Source organism: Roseiarcus sp. (genome assembly GCF_049514155.1).
GTDB lineage: Bacteria > Pseudomonadota > Alphaproteobacteria > Rhizobiales > Beijerinckiaceae > Roseiarcus.
Genome location: NZ_JBEKVH010000059.1, coordinates 1 through 21,424 on the forward strand (window position 1 = coordinate 1; position 21,424 = coordinate 21,424).

Sequence of the window (21,424 nt, forward strand, 5' to 3'; positions counted from 1 at the left end):
CAGAGCCGCTTCGAGGTGTGCCGCTGGGTCAGTTGCGACGACCACGCCGAGCTCGACAAGTTCGTCGCCGCCTATCCGTCGTCGATCGCCGCCGACCTCGACGGCGCCCCGGTGTTCCTCGCCACCAGCGCGTTCAACCTGCGCTACGACCAGGAGCGATGGCCGAAGATCGTCTTCGCCGACGTGAAGGACTATCAGAAGTAGGCGTAGGCGCGGCCGACGGCGGCTCACCATGCGCGCGATCGGTTGAGTCGAGAGCGACGTTGCTGGGAAAGCGCGTTGGATAGGTTTGAATGGACGTGAGCTATTTGGCCGGCAACAGCAGCGCTTTCAAATCAAGCGACACCCCGAACGCGCCAGGCTTGACCTCTATCGCATCCACCAATCGCTTGCCGACGCTCTTCGCTCTATGACGACGGGGATCGTGCGACGCAATTCTAAAATTCTTCAGTTCCAGTCCATCCTTCAGATCATGGAATATTCCCTCGATGGCGCGCAGAAAATCGGTTTCATCTTTGCAGAATGGTTTCAGTGGAATAACCAAAAGATCTTCCAGACCGGGAGCGGCGGCTTTGCTGTCGTCAAAACTCTCGCGAAAGTAACTTGGATGAGTCTTGGTAATCAGCAAACCGGGAAGAACTTCGTCGGCGTCTAGGGTTCCGACTCGATGCCAATTCAGCACCTCGTTGCCAAAATGGCTACCTCTTGAACTTCCAATGACAACAGTCCCAGTCTTGTCGGCCCTGTCAGCCATGCTCATGAAATGCTTCTTGAATATCTGTTCCCATTCCCCTTCAGGCCAGCCGTAATCAAGAAGATAAATATAAAGAGATCGGCTACCTTTGATGCTAACCGTATCCATGTGGCTTATATACAGACCCATTGACGCCTCCATCAACGGCAACAAGAACGCGGCGACATCATGCCGCCCGGGTGCGCGAGACCGCGGAGCCGCGCTTGCGCGAATTGAAGGTGACGCTCATTTCGACATCCTGGTCCAGCTTGCCGAGAATGCCGATCAGCCGATCTAGCGTGAAGCGGCGAAGCTGCGTATTGCGGATGCGGGAGAACTCCGAATGGGCGACGCCGGTCAGGCTTTCGGCATCGCGCAACGAAAGCCCGCGTTCGTCAAGGATGCGGATGATTTTGGCGGCGGTGACGGCGCGCGCTTGGGCGAGGCCCGCGTCGGGTCGACCAAAGTCGCGATAGACATTGCCCGAGCCGCGCACCAACTCCAGTTCGTTCTCGCTCATCTCAATGCCTCCGTCAGCCGCTTGAGCCGCTCGCGGATCAGATCGACCTCCGCCAACGGCGTCTTGATCCCGGATTTCGACTTCTTTTGGAACGCGTGGATCACCCATACGTCGACGTCGATCTTCACCGCGTAGATCGCTCGAAACGCGTCGCCGCGATGGCGCGCCGCGATCTCGAACACGCCGCCCTCGACGCCCTTGAACGGCTTCGCTTTGCCGGACATTCGGCCTTCCGCTGCGACGGCCAGGGCGTCGAGAATGTCGTCCTGCGCGGCTGCGGGAAACGCTTCGAAGTCCTTGCGCGCCGCTCTGATCCAAGAAACGCTTCGCGTGTCTCGCATGAACGTCATGTTGACAAATTTGTCACCAGATTGCAAGCTCTGTCTCTAGCGTTGCGCGGTGGATGTCCGCATATCGAATTTGGCGAGAGGCGGCGGTCACAGGACCAACAGGCGCGGATTGGGCCTACGCCGCCATGCCGCGCGCCCGGCCGCAGACCGCGCCTATTCGTCGTCGATCGCCGCCGACCTCGACGGCGCCCCGGTGTTCCTCGCCACCAGCGCGTTCAATCTGCGCTACGACCAGGAGCGATGGCCGAAGATCGTCTTCGCCGACGTGAAGGACTATCAGAAGCGGGTCTAAACGGGGTAAGCTCTGCCCCAGAGACCGATCCAGGAGCGCGCCGATGCAAGGCAAGACCGTAGTCGCGACGGGGGCGACGTCGGGGATCGGGGCGATCGCGGTCGTCGAGCTGGCGCGGATGGGGGCGCGCATCGTCTTCATCGCGCGCGACCCAGAGCGCGCCGAGGCGACGCGCGCCAAGCTTGAGGCGGTCGCGCCGGGCCGCGGACACAGCGCCCATATCGCCGATCTGTCGCGGATCGCCGATACACGGCGCGTCGGCGACGAGATCGCCGCCAGCGAAGCGCGCATCGACGTGCTGATCAACAACGCCGGCGCGATCTTTTCCGACCGCCGCGTCACCGCCGAGGGTCTGGAGATGACTTTCGCGTTGAACCACATGGCCTATTTCACGTTGACCGGCTGTTTGCGCGATCGGCTCGTCGGCTCGGCCCCGGCGCGCGTCGTTTCGACCGCCTCGGCGGCCCATTACGGCGCCAAGCTCGACTTCGAAGATCTGCAATGCGCGCGCGGCTATAGCGCGTGGAAGGCCTATAACCGTTCGAAGCTCGCCAACATCCTCTTCACCCGCGAACTGGCCAAACGCCTCGCCGGAACCAACGTCACCGCCAACTGCCTGCATCCCGGCATTGTCGCGTCGCGCTTTGGCGACGAAGCCGGCGGCTGGACGGCGCGGCTGTTTCCGTTCATCAAGCGCTTCGCGATCTCGCCGGCTGGAGGCGCCGACACGATCATCTATCTCGCCTCGTCGCCGGATGCGGCGAAGGCAAGCGGCGAATATTTCGCCAAGCGCAAGATCAAGACGCCGTCCCGCGCCGCGCGCGACGACACGGCCGCCGCGAAGCTGTGGGCAATGAGCGAAGCGATCGCGAAGTGACAGTCCCCTCTCGCCACATGAGCGTCCCTCTCCCGAAAGGGGGCTGCCGGATTCACATATTGGAATCCCAAAAGTCCAGAGCCGACGCTGCCTGATCCGTGCTCGGCGTCAATGTCGCGCCAAGCGCGGCCGCTTCGCGGCTTGCTCGTTTCACTCGCAGACATTGACCCCTCCGCGCGGCTCAGGCTGTTGGTTTCCACGATCTTTGGTGAGTGGGCCGGCCGTGCGGCCGGCTCCGCTCGCCAAAGGCCGTGGAAACAAGAACGCCACATCGGAACGGCGCAGTCATCGCGAAGCGGCCGAAGCAAAGCGTAGGAGCGGCGAAGCCGCTTGACGGCGCCGGGCCGATGTGGCCCCGAGCTGAAGATGCGTGAACGCCGTAGGCAAGCGGGATGAGGGACTGGGAGGATTTCCCCGTCGCCTCCGGCCACTCGCCTCGCCCCTCATCCCGACCTTCTCTCCGCAAGCGGGGAGAAGGGGTCACGCCGCCTTCGTCCGCGCGCGATCGTAGGCGGCCTTGACTCGCTCCGTCGGGCGGACGGCGGCGCGCTCGGCGAGCAGGGCGCGCGCCAGGCGCCACCGACCGGAGCGTTCGGCGGCGGCGATCAGGGTCTGGGCGACGATGTCGCGCTGGGCGTGGCTGCCGCCGATACGGATCGCCTCGTTGCGCGCCGAGGAGAGCGCGTCGATCGCGGCGGAATCATCCCCGGCGCCGAAGGCGAGCATGCCGTCGACCAGCGCGCGGCCGACCTCGACCGTCACGCGGTGATTGTCGCCGGCGCCGAGGCGCTGATAGGCGTCGAGCGAGGCGCGCACGCGCGCGGCGTCGCCGGCGTCGGGCGAGCGCGCCGCGGCGAGCGCGAGGTGCAGATCGTTGAACGCCGACACGTGGTCGTCGACGTGCCGCATCCACGCTTCGGCGACCGGCCGCCAGCGGTCGCCGACGTCGACGCCGGCGAGTTCGAGCCGCCACAACAGGCTGGCGGCGTCGACACGGTCGAGCGTCAGGTCGTCGGCGAGCTTGGGCGCAGCGAAGCGGTCGTAGTCGGCGATCGCCTCGTCGAAGCGACCGAGCTCGATCAGAAAGGCGCCGAGATGCCAGCCGTTGTGCCCGGCCATGAAATGCGCCGGACGCCAGTTGGCGCGGGTCGACTTGAGGAAGGCGATCCCCTCCTCCTGCCGGTTGGCGGTCTCGAACACATGGGCGAGCGCATGGGTCGCCCAGCCGTCGGCGGGATTGCCCGCCAGCGCCTCACGGCCGACCGCTTCGGCGCGGCCGAGTTCGCCCGATTCCTCGAGGCCGAAGGCGTAGGCGCCGAGGACGAAGCTGGTCAGCGGATTGCCGCGCTCCCAGGCCGGCAGGACGCGCGCTGCCGAATCGCGGATGGCGAGCGAGTGGCCGTGGAAGAAATGCGCGTCCTCGACCAGCCGCAGCGCCAGCGCGTCGCGCGGGTGGTCGGCGAGCATGTCGTCCCAGATCCGCTCGCTCTCGAAGGCGCGGCCCGCCGCCCAGGCCTTGGCGGCGGCGAGGTGGCGGCGCTCGCGCTCGGACGCGCCGCCGATCGCCGCCTCGGCCGCCGCGAGGGCGCTCGTCACTTCGGAATGGTCGCCGCGAAAGCCGCCGATCAGGAACAGATCGGCGATTGCCGTCGCCCCGAGCGCGAACGACGGGTCGGCCGCCAGCGCGCTCTTCAGCCCGCCGACCGGATCGCCCGTCAGGCCCCAATAATCGGCGACGGCGCGGTCGAACGCCGCCGCCGATTCGGGCGCGCCGGCGAGCGGCAGGTCCTGCTGGTCTTTCGCCATCGACAAACTCCCTCGCTCGAGCGCGGCTTACCGCCACGATAGCGCGGCAAGGTCGGTGGCGAAAATCGGCGCGTTGCGCCACAGGTCGGTCAGGCGCGCGTCGGCGAGCGAGGCCTGCTGCAGTTGGAACAGGAAGACGTTGACGCTGTCGTCGGCGAGTTGGCGTTGCGCGTCGCCGATCGCCGCCTTGAACGCCGCGAGGTCGGGCGCCGCGGTCAGCTTGGCGTAGATGTCGCGGAACTTCTGGCTGTCGTATTGGAAATAATAGTCGGGGTTGGCGTAGATGCCGATGTCGAGCGGCTCGACGTGGCTGATGATCGTGAGGTCGTAGTTCTTGTCCTTGTAGACGCCCGACAGCCATTGCGCCCATTCGACGTTCTCGATCTTCGCCTGGATTCCGACCTCGGCGAGTTCGGCGGCGACGATTTCGCCGCCGCGGCGCGCGTAACTTGGCGGCGGCAGGATCAGGCCGACGTTGAGCGGCGTCGTCACGCCTGCCGCCTTGAGCAGCGCCTTGGCCTTCTCGGGGTCGTGCGCGTATTCGCCGGTCAGATCGACGTAGCCTGGATCGGAGGGAACGAGGTGGCTGCCGATCGGCGCGCCGAGACCGTTGACCGCGCCTTCGATCAGCGCCTTGCGGTCGACGGCGAAGGCGAGCGCCTGGCGGACGCGCAAGTCGTCGAACGGCTTGCGCTTGTTGTTGATCGCCAGGATCGTCTTGCCCTCCGTGCCGCCGACGATCACCTGAAAGCGCTCGTCGCTCTTGAACTGATCGAGACTGGCGAGGCCGTCGAAACGCGGGATGGCGTCGATGTCGCCGGCGAGCAGGCCCGCGACCTGCGCCGAGGAATCGTTGATGAAGCGGAAAGTCGCGGTCGCGATCGCGACCTTGCCGGCGTCGCGATAGCCGTCCCATTTCTTCAGCGTGACGGCCGAGCCCCTGCTCCACTCGGCGAGCTTGTAGGGACCGCCGCCGACCGGATTGGCGCCATTCGTCGCCGCGCTCTTGGGTTCGACGATCACCGCGGTGTTGAGGCCGAGGTGAAACAACGCGTCGAAGCTCGGCGCCTTGAAGGTCGGGATGACGACGTCGGGGTCGGTAGCGTCGGTCGCCGCGATCGACTGGAAGAAGGCTTTCTCCTTATTGGTCGAATCGGCGGCGGCGGCGCGCTCGAAGGAGAATTTGACGTCCTGCGACGTCAGCGGCTCGCCATTCTGGAAATGGACGCCCTTGCGCAGCTTGAAGGTCAGCGTCTTGGCGTCGGGCGACACGGTCCAACTCTCGGCGAGCAGCGGCGTGACGGAGAAGTCGTCGCCGATCTTCGTCAGGCCCTCGAACACATTGTAGTGGACGATGTCGCCGATCGAGGCGGCCGCTCCGGTGGTCGGATCGAGCCCCGGCGGCTCGAGGGCGATGCCGATCGTGACGCTGTCTTTCGGCGCCGCGTAGGCGGCGGTCGCCAGCAACGCGGTCGCGGCGAGGAAGGCGCGGAGGAATTTCATTGAGCGAGCCCTTGTATATATAAAATAGATAGACTAACTATCTTGTACGCCGCAAGGCCGCGTCAAGGGGGTCGGCCCGCTTCGCGGCGCCGTCTGGCTCAGGCCGCGGGCGGCGGCGCGAAGCGCAGCGCGGCGCCGATGCGGTTCCACCGGTTGATGACCGGTCGGCGGCGGAAGAGCGCGCGGCGCCGCGATGCCTGGCGCGGACAGCGACTCAGCAGGGAATCGCGGCGACCCGCTTTGGCGCCGCGACGACGAACGGCTAGGCTCTCCGCCGAACCGATGTCGGGAGAAGGGACTTCGATGCTGCGCGCGTTTCTCGTCCTCGTCTGCCTCGCCGCTTCGCCGGCGCTCGCGCAGACGATGATGCATCATCACGCCATGATGGATTCCGGCGACGGCGCGCCGATCACGCCGACCCAGGTCGGCCAAAGCGCCTTCGCGGCGATCCAGGAGATCGTCGCCATTCTCGAAGCCGATCCAAAGACCGACTGGTCGAAGGTCGACATCGAAGCGCTGCGCCAGCACCTGATCGACATGGACGCCGTGACGCTGTGCGCCGAGTCGAAGAGCGAGCCGGTCGACGGCGGAATGCGCTTCGTCGTCACCGGCGCTGGGCCGGTGAAGGATTCGATCCGCCGCATGGTCTTCGCCCATGCCGCGACGATGAACGGCGTCGGCGGCTGGAGCATGAGCGCGGCGGAAATCGACGACGGCGCGACGCTGACGGTGATCGCGCCGGCCAAGGACGCCGCCAAGCTACGCGCGCTCGGCTTCATCGGCGTGCTGACGCTCGGCATGCACCACCAGATGCACCACCTGATGATCGCCAAAGGCGAGAATCCGCATCCCTAGCGACGGACGCCGGGGCTCACGCCCGCAACGACCGCGCCGTCGCGGCGGCGACGCCGGCGCAGAGGATGAGGAACGCGATCCCCAGCCTGAGGCTCGCGCCCTGCGCAATCGCGCCGATCACCACCGGGCCGCTCAGCAGCCCGGCGTAACCGGCCGTCGCGACCATCGCGACGCCCGCCGCCGGAACGGACGCCAGTCCCGCCGCGGCGCTGAACAGCGTCGGGACGACGTTCGACAGGCCGGCGCCGACCAGCGCGAAGCCGAGCGTCGCCGGCCCGAGACGCGGATCGACGACCGCCAGCGCGAGGCCGGCGGCGGCGAGCGTCGCGCCCCAGCGCACGACGCGCGCGCGGCCCCAGGCGCGCACCGCGTTGTCGCCGAGAAGCCGGCCGACGACCATTGTCGCCGAAAAGGCGGCGAAGCCGATCGGCGCCATCGCCTGCGGCGCCCGCGCCGTCTCCATCAGATAGACGCCGACCCAATCGCCCATCGCGCCTTCGCAGCCCATGCACAGCAGCGCGGCGACGCAAAGCGGCAGCAGGGCGCCGGTCGGCGGCGCGATGTGCGCTTCCATCAGCGGCGACAGGGCGCCCGCCTCCTGCAGCCAGGGCCAGACGAGCGCGGCAAGCGCGGCGACCAGCGCGGCGGCGACCCCGAGCGGCCACCCAGCTCCGAAGACGAGCAGCGCGCCGCCGACCGCCGCGCCGACCAGGCCGCCGGCGCTCCACGCCGCGTGGAACGACGACATGATCGCCGCGCCCCAGCGGCGCTCGACGCCGCTGGCGTAACCGTTCATCGTGACGTCGAGCAGCCCGTTCGCCGCCCCCATCGCGAAAGCCGCGACGACGAGCGTCGCGAGGTCGGGAGCGAACGCGGGCAGCGGCAGCGCGACGCCGAAGAGCAGCGTCGCGGCGCGCGTCGCCTTGGCCGGGCCGAGCCGCCGCGTCAGCCGCGCCGCAAACTGCATCGCCAGCACCGCGGCGAGGGCGAAAGCGAAGAGGACAAAGCCGAGCGCCCCGTCGGAGAGCGCGAGGCGCGCCTTCAGCGCCGGGATGCAGGCCGCCCAGGCGCCGATGCCGATTCCGTTGGCGAGAAAGACGGCAATGACGGCGACGCGCTCAGTCCAGGCCGCCGAACGCACCGAGGCGACGCCGCCGCTCATCGTTTCGCCTCGCCGACGCGCTCGGCGCAATGGACGCTGACGCCAGCGCGGCGCAGCGGCGCCAACGCTTCTTCCGGCGCGTCCGCTTCGACGATGAGATGCGTGAGCCGCGAGGCCGGAGCGACCGCGAAGGGCGCCGCCGTTCCGAGCTTGTCGGTCGTCACCGCGGCGGCGACAGCCTTCGCCCGCTCGGCGACGAGCCGCTTGAATTCAGCCTCTTCCGCGTCGAAGGCGGCGACGCCGGCGCGAGCGTCGACGGCGCAGGCGCCGAGAAAGGCGAGATCGACCCGAATCGCGCGCGCGTCGCGCAACGCCCGCGCGCCGAGCGCCGCGCCGGAGCGCGGATCGACGCGGCCGCCGATGACGATCAGCTCGACGCCCGGCTTGCCGACGAGATCGCTGGCGATGTCGGGCGCATTGGTCGCGACGACGATCCCGAGGCCGGGGGCAAGCGCGCGCGCGATCGCGGCGTTGGTCGAGCCGGCGTCGAAGAACACGACCTGGCCCGGCCGCACCAGGGCCGCGGCGGCGCGGCCGAGGGCCGCCTTGCGCTCCGGCGCTTCGGTCCGTCGAGCCGCCAACGGGCCCGAGGCCGGAGACAGCGGCAACGCGCCGCCGTAGACGCGCCGGCATTGGCCCGCCGCCGCCATTTCGCGCAGGTCGCGCCGAATCGTGTCCTCGGAGGTTCGAAACTCGCGAGCGAGATCGCCGGCCAGAACGCGCCCGTCACGCGAAAGGCGTTCCAGGATGATCTGCTGTCGCTCGTCGGGAAGGGCGGGAAGGACGCTCGTCGGCATTGCCATGCAATCGTGCATATATAGGCATTATCGTTCACGATCGTGCACCGTTGGTCAAGCCCGTTCTACGGCGACGCCCGCCAAGGCGCCGTCGCCATGCTCCCGTAATCCACGCATTGGGGGTTGGCGCGAGGGCGCCGGGCCAGGCGCCTTCAAAGGGGGCCGGTTCAGGAGCGCGCGATCGAAAACCAGTTCTCGCGCTGAGCGTTTTTTGGCGCCGAACCGCCTGATAATCCACGATCGGCGAATCGTTTTGTCGAGCCGGCGGCGCCTGCTGTGAAGCGCCGCCGCTTACACCGACAGCCGCCGCCGGACCTCGCTCTCGACCATGTCCTTGCGTTCGCCGGCGAGGACCACGGCGCCGCGATCCATCACCGCGTAATCGTCGGCGAGGTCGCGCGCCCATTCGAAATATTGCTCGACGACGACGATCGCCATCTCGCCCTTCTGGCGCAGGTAGCGGATCGCGTTGCCGATGTCGCGGATGATCGACGGCTGGATGCCCTCGGTCGGCTCGTCGAGCACCAGCAGCTTCGGCCGCGTCACCAGGGCGCGGGCGATCGCCAATTGCTGCTGCTGGCCGCCGGAGAGGTCGCCGCCGCGTCGCCCCATCATCTCGCCGAGCACCGGAAACAGGCTGAAGATTTCGTCGTCGATCGTCCGCCTGTCGCGCGATACGGCGGCAAAGCCGGTCATCAGGTTCTCACGCACGGTCAGCAGCGGGAAGATCTCGCGCCCCTGCGGCACGAAGCCGAGGCCGCGGCGGGCGCGCAAATGCGGCGCGAGCCCGCTGATCTCCTCGTCCATCCAGCGGATCGAGCCGGCGGCGATCGTCTGATGTCCGACGATCGCCCGCAGCAGCGAAGACTTGCCGACGCCGTTGCGGCCGAGCACGCAGGTGACGCGGCCGATCGTCGCCTTGAGCGAAACGCCGCGCAGCGCCTGCGCCGCGCCGTAATAGAGATCGATCGCTTCGACGCTCAGCATCTTCACCGCCCGAGATAGACTTCGATGACGCGCTCGTCGGCGCTCACCTGGTCGAGCGTGCCTTCGGCCAGCACCGAACCTTCGTGCAGCACCGTCACCTTGACCCCGAGATCACGGACGAAGGCCATGTCGTGCTCGACGACGACGACCGAATGGTTGCGCGCGATCTCGCGCAGCAGTTCGGCGGTGGCGGCGGTCTCGGCGTCGGTCATGCCGGCGACCGGCTCGTCGACCAGCAGCAGCTTGGGATCCTGGGCGAGCAGCATGCCGATCTCGAGCCATTGCTTCTGACCGTGCGACAGCGCGCCGGCGAGCCGCTGGCGCTGGTCGCCGAGGCGGGTGGTCGTCAGCATCCGGTCGATCGTCTCGCGCTCCGTCGCGGCGGCGCCGCCGAACAGGGTCGCGAACACGCCGCGCGGCGCCTTGGCGGCGAGCAGCAGATTGTCGGCGACGGTGTGGTTCTCGAACACCGTCGGCTTCTGGAACTTGCGGCCGACGCCGAGCTCGGCGATTTCGGCCTCGTCGAGGCGCGTCAGGTCGTGGCGACCCTCGAAATACACGTCGCCCTCGTCGGGCCGCGTCTTGCCGGTGATGACGTCCATCATTGTCGTCTTGCCGGCGCCGTTGGGGCCGATGATCGCGCGCATCTCGCCCGGCTCGAGCGTCAGCGACAGGCCGCGCAGCGCCTTGTAGCCGTCGAAAGAGACGCTGACGCCGTCGAGATAGAGCAATGAACCGGTGAGTTCGGGCTTGTCCGCTTCGCTCATCGCGCGCCCTCCTCCTGCTGCGCCAGCGAAGCCGTTGACGGCGGCTTCGGCTCGACGGCGGCGCGGCGCAGGTTCAGCAGCCCGATCAGACCCTTGGGCAGGAACAGGGTCACCAGCACGAACAGGCCGCCGAGCGCGTAGAGCCAGTATTCGGGGAAGGCGCCGGTAAAATAGGTCTTGGCGAAATTGACCGCCACCGCCCCGAGCGCCGCGCCGACCAGCGTGCCACGGCCGCCGACCGCGACCCAGATCACCGCCTCGATCGAGTTGGCGGGATCGAACTCGCTCGGGTTGATGATGCCGACCTGCGGCACGTAGAGCGCGCCGGCGACGCCCGCCATCACCGCCGAGACGACGAAGACGAACAGCTTGTAGTTCTCGACCCGGTAGCCGATGAAGCGGACGCGACTCTCGGCGTCGCGGATCGCGATCACCGCCTTGCCGTATTTCGAGACGACGATCGCCCGACCGATGAGGTAGCTCAGCGCCAGCGCCAGCGCCGACAGCGAGAACAGAGCGGCGCGGGTCGCGTCCGACTGGACATTGAAGCCGACGATGTCCTTGAAGTCGGTGAGGCCATTGTTGCCCCCGAAGCCGAAGTCGTTGCGGAAGAAGGCGAGCTTCAGCGCATATGTAAGCGCCTGGGTGATGATCGATAGGTAGACGCCGGTGACGCGCGAGCGGAAGGCAAACCAGCCGAAGGCGAAGGCGAGCACGCCGGGCACCAGCATCACCATCAGCGACGCGTAAGCGAAAGAGTGGAAGCCCCACCAGGCGACCGGCAGCTCCTTCCAGTTCAGGAACACCATGAAGTCGGGCAGGATCGGATTGGCGTAGACGCCGCGCGCGCCGATCTGGCGCATCAGATACATACCCATCGCGTAGCCGCCGAGCGCGAAGAAGGCGCCGTGACCGAGCGACAGGATGCCGCAATAGCCCCACACCAGGTCGAGCGCGAGCGCGAGGATCCCGTAGCACATGTACTTGCCGAGCAGCGCGACGACGTAAGGCGGCATGGCGAAGGCCGAGTCGCGCGGCACGACGAGCGCCAGCACCGGCCCCAGCGCCGCGGCGCCGATCGTGATGACCAGGAACGCGACGCCGAGGCGATCGAGGCGGAGAAGCGGCGTCTTCACGTCAGGCCTCCACCGCGCGACCCTTGAGCGCGAACAGGCCGCGCGGGCGCTTCTGGATGAACAGAATGATGAACACGAGCAGCAGGATCTTGCCGAGCACGGCGCCGATCACGGGTTCGAGCAGCTTGTTGGCGACGCCGAGCACCATCGCGCCGAGCAACGTGCCCCACAGATTGCCGACACCGCCCAGCACCACGACCATGAAGCTGTCGATGATATAGCCCTGGCCGAGGTTGGGCGAGACGTTGTCGATCTGCGACAGCGCCACGCCGGCGACGCCGGCGACGCCGGAGCCGAGGGCGAAGGCGAACATGTCGATGCGACCGGTCGAGATGCCCATCGCCGCCGCCATGCGGCGATTTTGCGTCACAGCGCGCATGCGCAGGCCGAACGATGTCGCGCGAAGCGCGAGTTGCAGCGCGCCGAAGACGAGGATGGCCAACGCGACGATCCACAGCCGCCCGGTCGTGATCTGCAGGCCGGCCCAATCGAACGAGCCCGACATGAAGTCAGGCGCGACGACCTGCCGATTGTTGGCGCCAAACAGGCTGCGCACGGCCTGCTGCAGGATCAGCGACACGCCCCAGGTGGCGAGCAGGGTCTCCAGCGGACGACCATAGAGGTAGCGGATGACCAAGCGCTCGATCGCAACGCCGACGATCGCCGACACGAGGAAGGCGACCGGCAACGCGACGGCGAGCGAATACTGGAGGAAGCTCGGGGGCAGCGCGCTCTGGACGACGAAGGTCGCGTAGGCGCCGAGCATCACCATCTCGCCATGCGCCATGTTGATGACGCCCATGACGCCGAAGGTGATGGCGAGGCCGATCGCGGCAAGCAGCAGCACCGAAGCGGCGGAGATGCCGTAGATCAGGTTCTGCAGCACGTTGAGCCAAACGAGATGCGCCTTGATCGCCGCCTCCGCGACGAGCGCTGCGGTCTTGACCGCGGGATCGTCGGACTTGGCGCCGACTTCGTCGATCAGGCTCTGCGCGTCCTGGTCGCCGCGCGCCTTCAGCGTCGTGACGGCGGCGACGCGATCGGCGCTCGACGTCTTCGGATCGAGAACGACGATCGCCGCGCGCGCTTGACGCAGGGCCTCGGCGACCTGGGGGTTGCTTTCACGCGAGAGTTGCGCGTCGAGGGCGGCCAGAGCGCCGGCGTCGCGGGACTTGAACACCGCTTCGGCGGCGCTGGCGCGCTTCTGCGGATCGGGGCTGGCGAGGGTCAGCGCGCCGACCGCAGCCGCGATCGCGCTGCGAAGACCGTTGTTGACGCGCACCTTCTTGAACGAATCGGCGTCGACGCCGGAGAGCTTCTCGCCAGTCTTTGCGTTGATCAGGTCGTCGCCGGTCGTCTGGTAGACGATGATATGGGCGACCGGATCGATCAGCAGGCGGTTGTCGCCGAGCGCGTCGAGGATCGCCGGCGCGTTGGCGGCGCCGGTGGCTGCAAGCGCATTGACGCCCTGTTCGGTGCTGGAGAATTTGTTGTCGAGGAATTTGGCCAGCGCGTCGTCGACGGCGTCGGCGCGCGCCGCGGTTGCGCAGCAGAGAAAGAACAAGATGGCGACGAGGCGCGCGAGCGTCATAGCGTTCTTTCGGCGATCTCTTGAGCGGACGGTCTGGTCGCGCCGCGGCGGCGCGGGCAGATGGCGGAAATGGGCGCCGCTCGAGGGAGGATTCGAGCGGCGCCAGTTCGCAATCGCGTTTCCGTCAGGCCACGCGGCTCAGCCGCCGCACTTGCCGGTCTTGACGTTGAAGTTGCCGCAGTTCATCGGATGACGCCAGTCGGCGATCAGGTCCTTCGACCCTTCGAGGTAGGGCGACCACTCCTGCGCCACCACCGTGCCCGGCGTCTGCCAGACGGTGTTGATCAGGCCGTTCGCCTGGATTTCGCCGATGTAGACCGGCTTGGTGATGTGGTGGTTCGGCATCACCGTGGCGTAGCCGCCCGTCAGGTTCGGCACCGTCACGCCGATCAGCGCGTCGATCACCTTGTCAGGATCGAAGCTGCCCGCCTTCTCGACCGCCTTGACCCAGGCGTGGAAGCCGATCACGTGCGCTTCCATCGGATCGTTGAAGGTGCGCTTCGGATTCTTGGTGAAGGCGCGCCACTTCTCGATGTAGGCCTTGTTCTCCGGCGTATCGATCGTCTGGAAATAGTTCCAGGCGGCGAGATGGCCGACGAGCGGCTTGGCGTCGAGGCCGGCGAGCTCTTCTTCGCCGACCGAGAACGCGACGACCGGAATGTCGGTCGCCTTGATTCCCTGGTTGCCGAGCTCCTTGTAGAACGGCACGTTGGCGTCGCCATTTATGGTCGACACCACCGCGGTCTTCTTGCCAGCCGAACCGAAGGCCTTGATCTTCGTGACTTCGGTCTGCCAGTCGGAGAAGCCGAACGGCGTATAGTTGATCAGGATGTCTTCGGGCGCGACGCCCTTCGCCTTCAGGTACGCCTCGAGGATCTTGTTGGTGGTGCGCGGATAGACGTAGTCGGTGCCTTCGAGCACCCAACGCTTCACTGCGCCGCCGTCGTCGCTCATGAGATAGTCGACGGCCGGAATCGCCTGCTGATTGGGGGCGGCGCCGGTGTAGAAGACGTTGCGCTCGGACTCTTCGCCCTCGTACTGGACGGGATAGAAGAGGATGCTGTCGAGCTCCTTGAACACCGGCAGCACCGACTTGCGCGACACCGAGGTCCAGCAGCCGAAGACGACCGAGACCTTGTCCTTCGAGATGAGCTCGCGCGCCTTCTCGGCGAACAGCGGCCAATTCGAGGCGGGGTCGACGACGACCGGCTCGAGTTTCTTGCCAAGCACGCCGCCGGCTTTGTTCTGCTCGTCGATGAGCATCAACATGACGTCTTTCAGCGTCGTCTCGCTGATCGCCATCGTGCCGGAGAGCGAGTGAAGAATGCCGATTTTGATCGTGTCCTCCGCATGAGCGGCGAAGGAACTCAGCGCCATGGCGCCGCCGACCAGAGCGCCGGCCGCGCGCAATACGAAACGTCTCGTCACTGACATCGTTTACCCCGTCGTTCGTTCCCAGCCCGGGGAAACGGCGCACGGAACGGGCCGACCCCAGCCGGGGTCGCGACGCAAGCGCCATGCCAGCCGCAGAGCTCGGAATCGCTGGCGGCGCACCCTCGGGGCGCCGAAACGCGCGTCAGAGCGCGCATTTGTTGATCGCCGTGGATAATCCGGCGCCGCTTAAAGCATCAGCGCGGCGCGCGCTTGCCGAGGATGCGCTGCAGGGTGCGCCGATGCATGTTGAGCTGGCGCGCCGTCTCCGAGACGTTGCGCTCGCACGATTCGTAGACGCGCTGGATGTGCTCCCAGCGGACCCGGTCGGCCGACATCGGATGCTCGGGACCGTCGACGTGCTGGCCGCGCTCGGCGGTCAGCACCGCGACGATCTCGTCGGCGTTGACCGGCTTGGCGAGATAGTCGTAGGCGCCGAGCTTGACCGCGACAACGGCGGTCGCGATCGCGCCGTAGCCGGTCAGGATGATCGCCTTGGCCTCCGGCCGCTTGGCCTTCAGCGCCTTCATCACGTCGAGGCCGGTGCCGTCGCCGAGCTTGAGGTCGATGACCGCGAAAGCCGGCGCTTCGGCCTGGATGGCGGCGAGGCCCTCGGCGACGCTGGCGGCGACCCGCGGCGTGAAGCCGCGCGACCCCATGGCCCGCGCCAATCGTTCGCCAAAAGGTCTATCGTCGTCGACGATCAGCAAGGATTTATCGAGCGCCGCCGCCTCAGCGGGTGGCGGGCTCAGGGAGTCCCTTTCGGGTTCGACGGTCTCGTTACGGTTGGCCATAATCCTAACTTTCTAACGCCTGTCGAAGCGGTAGTCGACCCTGTTCGAACTTTTCGATCGGCCAGACGATTGTCGCCACCGCGCCGGAGCCTGGCGGCGGCAAGTTGGCGATCCCCAGCACGGCGCCGGATCTTTCAAGCAGCGCCTTGGCGATGAACAGGCCGAGCCCAAGGCCGCCGGCCGCCTCGTCCTCGCGCCGGCGCGCTCCGCCGCCGCGGGTGGAAATGTAGGGTTCGCCGAGCCGCCCGAGCACTTGCGGCGGGAATCCGGGGCCGTCGTCGGCGATGACGATCCTCACTTCGGAAGCGGTCCAGGAGGCGCTGACCTGGACCCGCCGCTCGGCGAAGCCGACCGCGTTCTCGACGATGTTGTGGAGGCCGTAAATCAACCCGGCGTTGCGCCGGCAGATCGGCTCGGGCGGCGCTCCCTGGCTTTCGACCTCGATCGCGACGTCGAGCAGGCGGTGCGGCGTGACGATCTCCTCGATCAGATCGCCGAGCGTCGCCTCCTCCATTGAGGCGGCGGCGATCGTGTCGGGCGACGACAGTTTGCGCAAGATCGTGCGGCAGCGCGCGACCTGCTCTTCCGCCAGACGCAGGTCGTCGGCCCATTGGGCGGCGATCTGCGGCTGCGCGGCGAGGTCGTGGACGACCAGCGCGACCGTCGCGAGCGGCGTGCCTAATTCGTGGGCGGCTGCGGCGGCGATGCCGTCGAGCTGGCTCAAGTGCTGCTGGCGGGCGAGCGTCAGTTCGGTGGCGGTGAGCGCGCTGGATAGCTGCCGCGCTTCCTCGGCGATCCGGCTGCCGTAGATGGCGATAAAGGCGCCGCTGACGGCGATGCTTATCCACATTCCCACGACGTATAGGTTGGGCGGCTCGAACGCCGCGCCGTCGGGCCAACGAAGGGTGACGCGCCAGAGCTGCACCGCCGTCGCGCAGGCGAGGGCGAAGGCGAGCAGGGTCAGCGTGCGGCGCAGCGGCAGCGCCACCGCAGCGGTCATGATTGGGGCGAGGAACAGGAACGAGAACGGGTTGGCGAGGCCGCCGGACAGCGCCAGCAGCGCCGCGAGCTGGGCGACGTCATAGGCGAGGATATAGATCGCCCACGAATCGTTGAGCCGATGGCTGACCGGAAAGCGCACGCGCAAGCCGGCGTTGACCGCCACGGAGGCGGCGACGCACACAAAACAGGCAAGAACTGGAAATTGCAGGCCGAGCGCGTAATGGGCGGTCAGAATCGCCGCCGTCTGGCCGACAATCGCCAGCCAGCGAAGCCAAATGAGGGTGTCCACTCGAAGTCGACGCGCCCGTTGGCCGAAATCTTGGTCGTCGAACGCGTCCAAAGTCGCTTTGCAGCCTGTCACTGCGGCCGCAGCGCGGGCCGCCTACTGAATCTTTTCGTCAGGATATACGCCCCATAGCGCGACTTGTTCAATATAGCCTTTGTATCCCTCGCCGTCGATCAGGCACCAGGCGCCGTCGCAGGTCATCACGTTGGCGATCACGCCCGACTGCAGGGTGGCGGCGACGCCGCCGCCGCCGCGCGGCTGGGCGTAGATCTTGTAGACGGCGCCTTTCTTGCCGACCCCGACCAGCGCCGTGCGGCGCCCGGAGAGCAACGAATGCAGCACCCAACCCTCGACGCCCTCCGAATCGCGCACCTTGCGCCAGATGTCGAATTCGGCGGTGATCTCCACCGGCAGCCCGGCGCGCTGGTAGACCCACTTGGTGGCGTGGTCCTTCGACGGGCCCTCGCGCAGGTTGACGCGGTCGGTCTTGAGACTGGCGTAACGCGGCAGCGGCAGGCCGGTCACCGTGCCGACCGAATCGGCGGCGGCGAACGTCGCCCACAACGCGATCACCGCCGCCAAACCGAACCGAAGCGCGCGCGACGAACCCAAAACGATCAAGGAATCTATCATGCCCCACCCACACGAAGGCGCGACGCCGGCGTCCTTGTCTTTGCCCCGCCATCTGCTAGAGAGGCCGCGGCGACGCCCGGAGCGACGGTCGGACCGCGGCTGCAAGCCGGGGACTCTCCTTTTGCGCAGCGCGTCGTAAACGAGACGTTAAGGCATTTGCTATTGCGCGCGAACGTGGTTGAAATCTGGCGGGCCGCCGTCGGCGGCGGAAAGGGCGGGGAGGACCGGGCTTGATGTCGAAGAAGAAGCCCATCGTCATCGTCACCCGCAAGCTCCCCGATCTGGTCGAGACGCGGATGCGCGAATTGTTCGACGCCCGCCTCAACCTCGACGACAAGCCGATGAGCGAGAGCGATATCGTCGACGCGATGCGCGAAGCCGACGTGCTCGTCCCCACCATCACCGACGTCATCAACGCCGGCATGATCGCCCAGGCCGGCGAACAGATGAAGCTGATCGCCAATTTCGGCAACGGCGTCGATCACATCGACGTCACTTCGGCGCTGCGCCGCGGCGTCACCGTCACCAACACCCCGAGCGTGCTGACCGAAGACACCGCCGACATGACGATGGCGCTGATCCTCGCCACCGCGCGGCGGATCGCCGAGGGCGCGCGCGTCATTCCGGAGGGGCGCTGGACCGGCTGGTCGCCGACCTGGATGCTCGGCCGGCGCATCACCGGCAAGCGGCTCGGCATCATCGGCATGGGCCGCATCGGCCAGGCGCTGGCGCTGAGAGCGCGCGCCTTCGGCATGTCGATCCATTACCACAACCGCCGCCGCGTCGCCCAGCAGATCGAGGAAGCCCTGGAGGCGACCTATTGGGATTCGCTCGACCAGATGCTGGCGCGGATGGACTTCATCTCGGTCAACTGCCCGCACACGCCGGCGACCTATCACCTGCTGTCGGCGCGGCGGCTCAAGCACCTGCGTCCGGAGGCGATCGTCATCAACACCGCCCGCGGCGAAGTGATCGACGAGGCGGCGCTGACCCGCATGCTGGAGGCGGGCGAGATCGCCAGCGCTGGCCTCGACGTGTTCGAACACGCCCCGGCGGTGTCCGAGAAGCTGATCGCGCTCGCCAACGCCGGCAAGGTGACGCTGCTGCCTCACTTGGGCTCGGCGACGCAAGAGGGCCGCAACGACCAGGGCGAGAAGGTCATCATCAACATCAAGACCTTCATGGACGGCCACCGCCCGCCCGACCGCGTCCTGCCGAGCATGCTGTAAGGCGACCCAATTCGCATCGCGGGCCCGACGGCGGACGCCGGTCAAGTTCGGCTCGCGACGTCGTCAAGTTTCGTCAAGTTTCGTCAAGTTTCGTCAAGCGATGTCAAGCCTCGTCAAGGCTTTGCTTGACAGGACTCCATGCAACTTCAGCGGCTTGCGCGGAACGTCCTTGACGACGGCGCTGCGACGAAACCACATATGCCCGGCGCCGCTTCGATCCGTCGCAGGCGATGAGAACAAGGATAGCGCGACTTTCGCCGCCGGCAAAGACAATGTCCGCCCCACGCAGACAGGGGGCGCGTGACGCGCATGTCGCGTCCCCCTTCGCGATTCAAGCCGCATCGCAACACACGCAGTTTTGAGAGCGCTCCAGACTCTTTCGGCATTATGCAGAGCGCCGTACGATTTCATGAACGCTCCCGTTCCCTCCCTTCCCGCCGCCACGCTGGCGGAGTCGCCGGTCGCCGCCAGCCCAGCCTTCACGCGCGGGCAGGTGTTGCGCGTGCTGTCCGGCATCCTGCTTTGCATGCTGCTCTCCGCGATCGACCAGAACGTCGTGGTGCCCGCCGTGCCGGCGATCGCGGCGGACCTCAACAGCTACAGCCATCTCGCCTGGATCGTCTCGGCCTATTTGCTCACCTCCACGGCGGCCACTCCGATCTACGGCAAGCTTTCCGATCTCTATGGCCGGCGCGCGCTGCTGCTGCCGGCGATCGTCTGGTTCGTCTTCGCTTCCGTGTTGTGCGGATTCGCCCGCAGCCTTCCCCAGCTCGTCGTTTTCCGGGCGCTGCAGGGGATCGGCGGGGGTGGACTGCTCGTCATGGCGCAGGCGTCGATCGCCGACGTCGTGGCCCCGCGCGAGCGCGGCCGATACCAGGCCTATATCTCGGGCGTGTGGGCCGCCGCCAGCATCGCCGGTCCGGTGCTCGGCGGCTGGGTCACCGACGCCGCCTCGTGGCGGTGGATCTTCTGGTTGAACGTGCCGATCGGAGCCGCCGCGTTCGTACTGAGCGATCGCGCCTTGAAGATGCTGAAGGCGCGCCGGCTCGAGGCGCGCGTCGACTACGCCGGCGCAGCGCTGCTGACGATCGCCATCACCTGCCCGCTGCTGATCCTGAGCTGGGGCGGCGACGCCTTTCCGTGGCTTTCCTCGCCGATCCTACTCCTCGCCCTCGTCACCGGGCTGACCTTCGCGGCCCTTTTCGTGCAGGAGTGCAACGTCTCCGAGCCGCTCCTGCCGCCTCGGCTGTTCCGCAGCCCCGTGGTGTCGCTCGCCGTCGTCGCCGGCTTCCTCGCGACGGCCTGCATCTTCGCCGCGGCGTTCCTGCTGCCGCTGCAGTTCCAACTCCTCCACGGGGCGAGCGCCTCGGACGCCGGCGCGCTGATCGTGCCGTTCCTCGGCGGCGTCATCGTCGGGGCGTTCCTCGCCGGCGAAGCCACGCGCTGGATCGGCCGCTGCAAGGGGCTGATGCTCGCCGGATTCGCGGCCGGCGCGATCGGCTTCCTGCTGCTCGCCGGGGTCGGCGCGACGACCAGCCATGCCGTGATCGCCCTCGATATGCTGGTCGCAGGCGCCGGGATCGGCCTCTGCCAGACGCCCAGCCTGGTGGCGGTGCAGAACGCCGCGGAGCGCCGCGACGTCGGCGCGGCGACCGCGGCGCTGTTGTTCCTGCGCTCGATGGGGGGCGCCTTTGGCAGCACGCTGGTCGGGTCGCTGTTGGCCTCGCGTTTCGCCGCCCGGCTCGCGGCCGGCGGGCTCGGACATTCCCTCACGCTTGGCGTGCTGCGCGGCCAAAGCGACGCCGCTCAGCTCGACGCGGCGGGGCGCCTCGTGGCGCAGGCGGCCCTCGTCAGCGGGTTTCACCTTGCCTTCCTGACCTGCGCCGGCCTCGCGGCGCTCGGCTTCCTCGTCACCCTGCCGATGCGCGATCTGCCGCTGAGGGGCTGAGGGGCGGGCGGCTGTGGGGGGCTTAAGGGGCTTTCAGATTTCACAGGGCTTTGCGGAGATAGGATACGCTTTGCGTCCTTGGCGGGGAGCGCCGCCGACCTCATGGAAGCCTCTTTTCTCCGAGGTTTTGACCCTGTCAATGGCGCGCATTTCGCGCGCCGCCTTCGGCGGTCGAAGACCATTGACAGGGTCAAAACCTCGGAAGTTCATGCTTCCAAGAGGTCGAAGGCTTGATGTGTGGCGGCGAGGGACGGAGCGGTTCTGGTCGCGAAGGTTAGGCGCTGACTGCGGATCGCGAAATTGCGCAATTCATATCGTGTCATTGAATCCCTCTCGAAACCCCGTCAGTCTTTCAAACCAATCCATCGAATGGGAGCTCCCACATCAGCCGCTTCGTTCGATGCTTGCCAAAGCCAACTTGGCGGCCTCGTCGAACTTCGCTAACAGCCCAGCATGTTTGAACGGTAGACCCGATACGACCGCTCGCGCCCACTCGACGTAAGTTCGCTTCCGGTCGACAGGCCAAGGCGGAGGGCTCTTTGCAATGGCGCGCAGATTGCTGGTCTTGTCCGCCAGCTTGATGATCGAGGCGTCATTGCTTTTATGGTGGGCGCCGGCGACCTGCTCGTCCTTACGCACCTGTTTGGGGAGGCTCTTGTCGTCGGTCACTTCCGCCACGATGGACGCGACCGTCGATCCGAAGAGCGCAGCGACTTCATCAATGG

The 21,424-nt window shown here is 67.2% G+C and carries 21 protein-coding genes and 1 pseudogene; 6 read left to right on the forward strand and 16 right to left on the reverse strand.

The genetic code is table 11. The features are described 5' to 3' along the window. Window positions 1–204 (forward strand): annotated as a pseudogene (gene prfC / locus ABSF49_RS10485) (peptide chain release factor 3); the annotation flags it as partial. Window positions 205–304: 100 nt separating this feature from the next. On the opposite strand, the gene ABSF49_RS10490 reads toward prfC, so the two are convergent. The 3 genes from ABSF49_RS10490 to ABSF49_RS10500 are packed head-to-tail and all read right to left on the reverse strand — an operon-like array spanning window position 305 to window position 1,603. Continuing rightward, window positions 305–883: a hypothetical protein gene (locus ABSF49_RS10490; RefSeq protein WP_424112600.1), complete on the reverse strand. Its 579-nt coding sequence runs from the start codon at window positions 881–883 to the stop codon at window positions 305–307. A 37-nt stretch (window positions 884–920) separates the two neighbouring features. Beyond that, entirely contained in the window at window positions 921–1,229 is a 309-nt protein-coding gene (locus ABSF49_RS10495; RefSeq protein WP_424112618.1) for a helix-turn-helix domain-containing protein, read from the reverse strand. Between the two features lie 20 nt (window positions 1,230–1,249). Further along, complete coding sequence (locus ABSF49_RS10500; protein ID WP_424112601.1) at window positions 1,250–1,603, reverse strand: type II toxin-antitoxin system RelE/ParE family toxin; 354 nt, start codon at window positions 1,601–1,603, stop codon at window positions 1,250–1,252. A 109-nt stretch (window positions 1,604–1,712) separates the two neighbouring features. On the opposite strand from ABSF49_RS10500, the gene ABSF49_RS10505 reads away from it, so the two are divergent. Together ABSF49_RS10505 and ABSF49_RS10510 are read left to right on the forward strand one after the other, a co-directional pair. Further along, complete coding sequence (locus ABSF49_RS10505; protein WP_424112619.1) at window positions 1,713–1,895, forward strand: hypothetical protein; 183 nt, start codon at window positions 1,713–1,715, stop codon at window positions 1,893–1,895. 43 nt (window positions 1,896–1,938) lie between these two features. Continuing rightward, window positions 1,939–2,772 (forward strand): SDR family oxidoreductase, encoded by an 834-nt coding sequence (locus ABSF49_RS10510; protein ID WP_424112602.1) that lies wholly within the window; start codon window positions 1,939–1,941, stop codon window positions 2,770–2,772. 480 nt (window positions 2,773–3,252) lie between these two features. On the opposite strand, the gene ABSF49_RS10515 is transcribed toward ABSF49_RS10510, so the two are convergent. Beyond that, window positions 3,253–4,578, reverse strand: coding sequence for a tetratricopeptide repeat protein (locus tag ABSF49_RS10515; RefSeq protein WP_424112603.1), 1,326 nt, complete (start codon window positions 4,576–4,578; stop codon window positions 3,253–3,255). A 27-nt stretch (window positions 4,579–4,605) separates the two neighbouring features. Beyond that, window positions 4,606–6,081 (reverse strand): ABC transporter substrate-binding protein, encoded by a 1,476-nt coding sequence (locus ABSF49_RS10520; protein WP_424112604.1) that lies wholly within the window; start codon window positions 6,079–6,081, stop codon window positions 4,606–4,608. A 303-nt stretch (window positions 6,082–6,384) separates the two neighbouring features. Between ABSF49_RS10520 and ABSF49_RS10525 the strand changes: the two genes are divergently transcribed. After that, the gene (locus tag ABSF49_RS10525) at window positions 6,385–6,936 is read left to right on the forward strand and encodes a hypothetical protein (RefSeq protein ID WP_424112605.1); all 552 of its coding nucleotides are present in this window, start codon (window positions 6,385–6,387) and stop codon (window positions 6,934–6,936) included. A gap of 16 nt (window positions 6,937–6,952) precedes the next feature. Here ABSF49_RS10525 and ABSF49_RS10530 read toward each other — a convergent pair whose 3' ends face one another. From ABSF49_RS10530 to ABSF49_RS10575, 10 genes are all read right to left on the reverse strand, one after another. Continuing rightward, window positions 6,953–8,098 carry an MFS transporter gene (locus ABSF49_RS10530; RefSeq protein WP_424112606.1) on the reverse strand — a complete coding sequence of 382 codons (1,146 nt, stop codon included), beginning with the start codon at window positions 8,096–8,098 and terminating at the stop codon, window positions 6,953–6,955. Continuing rightward, on the reverse strand, window positions 8,095–8,895 hold the full coding sequence (locus tag ABSF49_RS10535; RefSeq protein WP_424112607.1) for a DeoR/GlpR family DNA-binding transcription regulator: 801 nt from the start codon (window positions 8,893–8,895) through the stop codon (window positions 8,095–8,097). Before ABSF49_RS10535 ends, ABSF49_RS10530 begins: the two co-directional genes overlap by 4 nt. Window positions 8,896–9,186: 291 nt before the next feature. Then, window positions 9,187–9,882, reverse strand: a complete 696-nt coding sequence (gene urtE / locus ABSF49_RS10540) for an urea ABC transporter ATP-binding subunit UrtE (protein ID WP_424112608.1) — start codon at window positions 9,880–9,882, stop codon at window positions 9,187–9,189. A gap of 2 nt (window positions 9,883–9,884) precedes the next feature. Next, window positions 9,885–10,649 carry an urea ABC transporter ATP-binding protein UrtD gene (gene urtD, locus ABSF49_RS10545; protein ID WP_424112609.1) on the reverse strand — a complete coding sequence of 255 codons (765 nt, stop codon included), beginning with the start codon at window positions 10,647–10,649 and terminating at the stop codon, window positions 9,885–9,887. Next, entirely contained in the window at window positions 10,646–11,785 is a 1,140-nt protein-coding gene (gene urtC, locus ABSF49_RS10550) for an urea ABC transporter permease subunit UrtC (protein WP_424112610.1), read from the reverse strand. Before urtC ends, urtD begins: the two co-directional genes overlap by 4 nt. Window position 11,786: 1 nt before the next feature. After that, window positions 11,787–13,376 carry an urea ABC transporter permease subunit UrtB gene (gene urtB, locus ABSF49_RS10555; protein WP_424112611.1) on the reverse strand — a complete coding sequence of 530 codons (1,590 nt, stop codon included), beginning with the start codon at window positions 13,374–13,376 and terminating at the stop codon, window positions 11,787–11,789. A 138-nt stretch (window positions 13,377–13,514) separates the two neighbouring features. Next, complete coding sequence (urtA, locus tag ABSF49_RS10560) at window positions 13,515–14,810, reverse strand: urea ABC transporter substrate-binding protein (protein WP_424112612.1); 1,296 nt, start codon at window positions 14,808–14,810, stop codon at window positions 13,515–13,517. Window positions 14,811–15,004: 194 nt separating this feature from the next. Then, a complete protein-coding gene (locus ABSF49_RS10565; protein ID WP_424112613.1) occupies window positions 15,005–15,601 on the reverse strand; it encodes an ActR/PrrA/RegA family redox response regulator transcription factor in 597 nt (198 codons plus the stop codon). A 4-nt stretch (window positions 15,602–15,605) separates the two neighbouring features. After that, entirely contained in the window at window positions 15,606–16,964 is a 1,359-nt protein-coding gene (locus tag ABSF49_RS10570; RefSeq protein WP_424112614.1) for an ActS/PrrB/RegB family redox-sensitive histidine kinase, read from the reverse strand. Window positions 16,965–16,985: 21 nt separating this feature from the next. Further along, window positions 16,986–17,522 carry an SH3 domain-containing protein gene (locus tag ABSF49_RS10575; RefSeq protein ID WP_424112615.1) on the reverse strand — a complete coding sequence of 179 codons (537 nt, stop codon included), beginning with the start codon at window positions 17,520–17,522 and terminating at the stop codon, window positions 16,986–16,988. A 233-nt stretch (window positions 17,523–17,755) separates the two neighbouring features. Between ABSF49_RS10575 and ABSF49_RS10580 the strand changes: the two genes are divergently transcribed. Together ABSF49_RS10580 and ABSF49_RS10585 are read left to right on the forward strand one after the other, a co-directional pair. After that, a complete protein-coding gene (locus ABSF49_RS10580; RefSeq protein WP_424112616.1) occupies window positions 17,756–18,751 on the forward strand; it encodes a 2-hydroxyacid dehydrogenase in 996 nt (331 codons plus the stop codon). A 409-nt stretch (window positions 18,752–19,160) separates the two neighbouring features. Continuing rightward, window positions 19,161–20,699, forward strand: coding sequence for an MFS transporter (locus tag ABSF49_RS10585; protein WP_424112617.1), 1,539 nt, complete (start codon window positions 19,161–19,163; stop codon window positions 20,697–20,699). A gap of 384 nt (window positions 20,700–21,083) precedes the next feature. Here ABSF49_RS10585 and ABSF49_RS10590 read toward each other — a convergent pair. Next, on the reverse strand, window positions 21,084–21,424 hold a 341-nt coding region (locus ABSF49_RS10590; RefSeq protein WP_490363321.1), incomplete at its 5' end, for an HD domain-containing protein.

Bases quoted from the DNA above. Each gene is read 5' to 3' on its own strand.
- ABSF49_RS10565 (WP_424112613.1), bottom strand. From the start codon at position 15,601: ATGGCCAACCGTAACGAGACCGTCGAACCCGAAAGGGACTCCCTGAGC.
- urtB (WP_424112611.1), bottom strand. From the start codon at position 13,376: ATGACGCTCGCGCGCCTCGTCGCCATCTTGTTCTTTCTCTGCTGCGCA.
- ABSF49_RS10575 (WP_424112615.1), bottom strand. From the start codon at position 17,522: ATGATAGATTCCTTGATCGTTTTGGGTTCGTCGCGCGCGCTTCGGTTC.
- ABSF49_RS10510 (WP_424112602.1), top strand. From the start codon at position 1,939: ATGCAAGGCAAGACCGTAGTCGCGACGGGGGCGACGTCGGGGATCGGG.
- ABSF49_RS10530 (WP_424112606.1), bottom strand. From the start codon at position 8,098: ATGAGCGGCGGCGTCGCCTCGGTGCGTTCGGCGGCCTGGACTGAGCGC.
- ABSF49_RS10490 (WP_424112600.1), bottom strand. From the start codon at position 883: ATGGGTCTGTATATAAGCCACATGGATACGGTTAGCATCAAAGGTAGC.
- ABSF49_RS10525 (WP_424112605.1), top strand. From the start codon at position 6,385: ATGCTGCGCGCGTTTCTCGTCCTCGTCTGCCTCGCCGCTTCGCCGGCG.
- ABSF49_RS10515 (WP_424112603.1), bottom strand. From the start codon at position 4,578: ATGGCGAAAGACCAGCAGGACCTGCCGCTCGCCGGCGCGCCCGAATCG.
- ABSF49_RS10535 (WP_424112607.1), bottom strand. From the start codon at position 8,895: ATGCCGACGAGCGTCCTTCCCGCCCTTCCCGACGAGCGACAGCAGATC.
- ABSF49_RS10580 (WP_424112616.1), top strand. From the start codon at position 17,756: ATGTCGAAGAAGAAGCCCATCGTCATCGTCACCCGCAAGCTCCCCGAT.
- urtD (WP_424112609.1), bottom strand. From the start codon at position 10,649: ATGAGCGAAGCGGACAAGCCCGAACTCACCGGTTCATTGCTCTATCTC.
- urtA (WP_424112612.1), bottom strand. From the start codon at position 14,810: ATGTCAGTGACGAGACGTTTCGTATTGCGCGCGGCCGGCGCTCTGGTC.
- ABSF49_RS10585 (WP_424112617.1), top strand. From the start codon at position 19,161: ATGAACGCTCCCGTTCCCTCCCTTCCCGCCGCCACGCTGGCGGAGTCG.
- urtE (WP_424112608.1), bottom strand. From the start codon at position 9,882: ATGCTGAGCGTCGAAGCGATCGATCTCTATTACGGCGCGGCGCAGGCG.
- ABSF49_RS10520 (WP_424112604.1), bottom strand. From the start codon at position 6,081: ATGAAATTCCTCCGCGCCTTCCTCGCCGCGACCGCGTTGCTGGCGACC.
- ABSF49_RS10500 (WP_424112601.1), bottom strand. From the start codon at position 1,603: ATGACGTTCATGCGAGACACGCGAAGCGTTTCTTGGATCAGAGCGGCG.